The organism is Streptomyces sp. NPDC032940, from assembly GCF_040636935.1.
In the GTDB taxonomy this organism is placed as follows: Bacteria; Actinomycetota; Actinomycetes; order Streptomycetales; family Streptomycetaceae; genus Streptomyces.
Genome location: NZ_JBEZVJ010000082.1, coordinates 1 through 1,847 on the forward strand (window position 1 = coordinate 1; position 1,847 = coordinate 1,847).

1 rRNA gene is annotated in these 1,847 nt (G+C 56.9%); it reads left to right on the forward strand.

The window, feature by feature from the left end:
* Positions 1–1,825, forward strand: a 23S ribosomal RNA gene (locus AB0E77_RS34155); the annotation flags it as partial.
* Positions 1,826–1,847: the final 22 nt, after the last annotated feature.

Genomic DNA, 1,847 nt, shown 5'->3' on the forward strand with positions numbered 1-1,847 from the left:
GATGGGTAGGGGAGCGTCGTCTGCCGGGTGAAGCAGCACCGGAAGGTAGTTGTGGACGGTTGACGAGTGAGAATGCAGGCATGAGTAGCGATACAAACGTGAGAAACGTTTGCGCCGATTGACTAAGGGTTCCTGGGTCAAGCTGATCTGCCCAGGGTAAGTCGGGACCTAAGGCGAGGCCGACAGGCGTAGTCGATGGATAACCGGTTGATATTCCGGTACCCGCTGTGAAGCGTCAAACATCGAGCATCGTGATGCTAAGGCCGTGAAGCCGCCCTGATCTCTTCGGAGTTGAGGGGAGTGGTGGAGCCGCTGAACCAAGCGGTTAGTAGGTGAGTGATGGGGTGACGCAGGAAGGTAGTCCATCCCGGGCGGTGGTTGTCCCGGGGTAAGGGTGTAGGCCGTGCGATAGGCAAATCCGTCGCACATGTGGCTGAGACCTGATGCCGAGCCGATTGTGGTGAAGTGGATGATCCTATGCTGTCGAGAAAAGCCTCTAGCGAGTTTCATGGCGGCCCGTACCCTAAACCGACTCAGGTGGTCAGGTAGAGAATACCGAGGCGTTCGGGTGAACTATGGTTAAGGAACTCGGCAAAATGCCCCCGTAACTTCGGGAGAAGGGGGGCCACACCTGGTGACGGAGTTTTCCTCCTGAGCTGGGGGTGGCCGCAGAGACCAGCGAGAAGCGACTGTTTACTAAAAACACAGGTCCGTGCGAAGCCGTAAGGCGATGTATACGGACTGACGCCTGCCCGGTGCTGGAACGTTAAGGGGACCGGTTAGCTCAGATTCGTCTGGGCGAAGCTGAGAACTTAAGCGCCAGTAAACGGCGGTGGTAACTATAACCATCCTAAGGTAGCGAAATTCCTTGTCGGGTAAGTTCCGACCTGCACGAATGGCGTAACGACTTCTCGACTGTCTCAACCATAGGCCCGGTGAAATTGCACTACGAGTAAAGATGCTCGTTTCGCGCAGCAGGACGGAAAGACCCCGGGACCTTTACTACAGTTTGATATTGGTGTTCGGTTCGGCTTGTGTAGGATAGCTGGGAGACTGTGAACTCTGGACGCCAGTTCAGGGGGAGTCGTCGTTGAAATACCAGTCTGGTCGTGCTGGATGTCTAACCTGGGTCCGTGATCCGGATCAGGGACAGTGTCTGATGGGTAGTTTAACTGGGGCGGTTGCCTCCTAAAGAGTAACGGAGGCGCCCAAAGGTTCCCTCAGCCTGGTTGGCAATCAGGTGTTGAGTGTAAGTGCACAAGGGAGCTTGACTGTGAGACCGACGGGTCGAGCAGGGACGAAAGTCGGGACTAGTGATCCGGCGGTGGCTTGTGGAAGCGCCGTCGCTCAACGGATAAAAGGTACCCCGGGGATAACAGGCTGATCTTCCCCAAGAGTCCATATCGACGGGATGGTTTGGCACCTCGATGTCGGCTCGTCGCATCCTGGGGCTGGAGTCGGTCCCAAGGGTTGGGCTGTTCGCCCATTAAAGCGGTACGCGAGCTGGGTTTAGAACGTCGTGAGACAGTTCGGTCCCTATCCGCTGTGCGCGTAGGAGTCTTGAGAAGGGCTGTCCCTAGTACGAGAGGACCGGGACGGACGAACCTCTGGTGTGCCAGTTGTCCTGCCAAGGGCATGGCTGGTTGGCTACGTTCGGGAGGGATAACCGCTGAAAGCATCTAAGCGGGAAGCCTGCTTCGAGATGAGGACTCCCACCCACTTGATGGGGTAAGGCTCCCAGTAGACGACTGGGTTGATAGGCCGGATCTGGAAGCACCGTGAGGTGTGGAGGTGACCGGTACTAATAGGCCGAGGGCTTGTCCTCAGTTGCTCGCGTCCACTGTGTT